Genomic DNA, 2,759 nt, shown 5'->3' on the forward strand with positions numbered 1-2,759 from the left:
GTTTCCCAGCGCATGAAGGACGGGACGATTTTCATGTATCACGCCCAGGAAAAGATCGTGAATACACCCGGTTCACCGATCACCGGCCAGCGTGGCGGCATCCACAACTCGGTCACGCGCGTCATCACCAAGCCGACCCACATGATCGGCGGCTACGCCCATCAGGCCTACGGTTTCAACTACTACGGCACGGTCGGCTCCAACCGGGACGAGTTCGTCGTGGTCCGCAAACTCGACAAGGTGGACTGGCTGGAAGGGCCGCACACCGAAAGCATCCCATACAACAAGGAGCCGGCAGAATGAAAATCCGCGCGCAAATCGGCATGGTCCTCAACCTCGACAAGTGCATCGGGTGTCATACCTGCTCGGTCACCTGCAAGAATGTCTGGACCAACCGCGAAGGCGTCGAATACGCCTGGTTCAACAATGTCGAGACCAAGCCCGGCATCGGTTTCCCCAAGGAATGGGAAAACCAGAAGAAGTGGAACGGCGGCTGGGTGAGGAAGTCGAACGGCAAGATCGAGCCGAAGATGGGCGCCAAGTGGCGCATCCTCGCCAAGATTTTCGCCAATCCGGACCTGCCGGAAATCGACGACTATTACGAGCCCTTTGACTTCGACTACGGCCACCTGCAGACAGCCGGCGAAAGCCGCGCCATGCCGACGGCACGACCTCGCTCGATGATCACCGGCGAGCGGATGGAAAAGATCGAATGGGGTCCGAACTGGGAGGAGATCCTCGGCGGCGAGTTCGAGAAGCGCTCGAAGGACTACAATTTCGAGGGCATCCAGAAGGAGATCTACGGCCAATTCGAGAACACCTTCATGATGTACCTGCCGAGGCTGTGCGAGCACTGCCTCAACCCGACCTGTGCGGCGGCCTGCCCGTCGGGGGCGATCTACAAGCGCGAGGATGACGGCATCGTCCTGATCGACCAGGAAAAATGCCGGGGCTGGCGCATGTGCGTGTCGGGCTGTCCCTACAAGAAGATCTACTACAACTGGAGCTCGGGCAAATCCGAGAAGTGCATCTTCTGCTATCCTCGCATCGAGGCCGGCCATCCGACCGTTTGCTCGGAAACCTGCGTCGGGCGCATCCGCTATCTCGGCGTCATCCTTTACGATGCCGACCGGATTTCGGAGGCCGCATCCACGGCCAATGAGCAGGACCTATACGAGGAACAGCTGAAAATCTTCCTCGATCCCAACGATCCTGCCGTCATCGAGCAGGCGCGCAAGGATGGCATTCCGGATGCCTGGCTGGAAGCGGCGAAACGGTCGCCGGTCTACAAGATGGCGATGGACTGGAAGATCGCTTTCCCGCTCCACCCGGAATACCGCACGCTGCCGATGGTCTGGTACATCCCGCCACTTTCGCCGCTGCAGTCGGCGGCGCAGTCGGGCAAGCTCGGCATGGACGGCCCGCTGCCGGACGTGCGCTCGCTGCGCATCCCGGTTCGCTATCTCGCCAACCTGCTGACGGCCGGCAAGGAAGCCCCCGTGATCTCGGCACTGGAGCGCATGCTCGCCATGCGCGCATACATGCGCTCGAAGACGATCGACGGCGTCATCGACACGTCGATCGCCGCCAAGGTTGGCATGAGTGCCGAGATGATCGAGGAAATGTATCACATCATGGCGATCGCCAACTACGAGGACCGCTTCGTCATTCCGACGACGCATCGCGAGGTGACCGAGGACGCCTATGACGTTCGTGGCTCCTGTGGCTTCTCCTTCGGCAATGGCTGCTCGGGCGGCACGTCGGACAGCGACCTCTTCGGTGCCAAGCGCCGCAAGGTGGTCCAGACCCCGACCGATCTCTTCAAGGAGCATGTCTGATGCACAAGGCACTGAAGGCAATATCGCTGTTGCTCAGCTATCCGACCGAGGAACTTGTCGCAGGAGCACCGGGACTCAAGACGGCGCTTGACGCCGACGAAACGATCTCCCGGGAGGTCAGGCTGCTGCTTGGCCGCCTGATCGACGATCTCGCCGGACAGGACCTCTACGACGCTCAGGAGCGCTACGTGTACCTGTTCGACCGTAGCCGGTCGCTCTCGCTAAACCTGTTCGAGCACGTGCATGGCGAGAGCCGCGACCGTGGGCAGGCCATGGTCGACCTGAAGACCATGTACGAGGACCAGGGCTTCGAAATCGACGCCAAGGAACTGCCGGACTATCTGCCGCTGTTTCTCGAATTCCTCGCGACCTTGTCGACGGAAGAGGTCGATGACCTGCTCGCCCAGACCGGCCATATCACGGCGGCGATCGGCGAGCGGCTGCGGAAACGGGAATCAGTCTATTCCAACGCCTTTGCGGCTCTCGGCCTCGTGTCGAAAAGCAAGCCGGACCAGAAGCTCCTGAAGGAGCTGCTGGACGGCGCCGAGGACGATCCGAACGACCTCGAGGCGATGGACCGCATATGGGAGGACGAGGTCGTCACCTTCGGCGGCAATGCGGGTGACAACAGCTGCGGCCCTGACCGGCTGCGCACACAGATGAGGGCGGCGGCGCGCAAGCCGAACGATCCCTTGAACACGATACCGGTTTAGGAGGGCAGGACATGTCTGACTTTTTCAATTCGCTCTTGTTCGGCATCTACCCGTACATCGCGCTCGTGGTGCTGATCCTCGGCTCGATCATCCGCTATGACCGGGAGCCTTATACCTGGCGCTCGGGGTCGAGCCAGCTCTTACGCCGCAGGCAGCTGATCTGGGGCTCCGTGCTCTTCCATCTCGGCGTGCTGTTCATCTTCGCCGG

4 protein-coding genes are annotated in these 2,759 nt (G+C 61.1%); all 4 read left to right on the plus strand.

Annotated elements, in window-relative coordinates:
- On the plus strand, positions 1–303 hold a 303-nt coding region (locus tag L867_RS26040), incomplete at its 5' end, for a hypothetical protein (RefSeq protein ID WP_037174144.1).
- Positions 300–1,838, plus strand: coding sequence for a nitrate reductase subunit beta (narH, locus tag L867_RS0120870; RefSeq protein WP_028738636.1), 1,539 nt, complete (start codon positions 300–302; stop codon positions 1,836–1,838). The genes L867_RS26040 and narH, both read left to right, overlap by 4 nt.
- Positions 1,838–2,551, plus strand: a complete 714-nt coding sequence (narJ, locus tag L867_RS0120875; RefSeq protein ID WP_028738637.1) for a nitrate reductase molybdenum cofactor assembly chaperone — start codon at positions 1,838–1,840, stop codon at positions 2,549–2,551. The genes narH and narJ overlap by 1 nt, the downstream gene beginning before the upstream one ends.
- Before the next feature lie 11 nt (positions 2,552–2,562).
- The coding region (locus L867_RS26045) for a respiratory nitrate reductase subunit gamma (protein ID WP_037174145.1) at positions 2,563–2,759 on the plus strand (197 nt) is incomplete at its 3' end.

Origin of the sequence: Paenirhizobium selenitireducens ATCC BAA-1503, assembly GCF_000518785.1 — a bacterium.
GTDB lineage: Bacteria > Pseudomonadota > Alphaproteobacteria > Rhizobiales > Rhizobiaceae > Allorhizobium > Allorhizobium selenitireducens.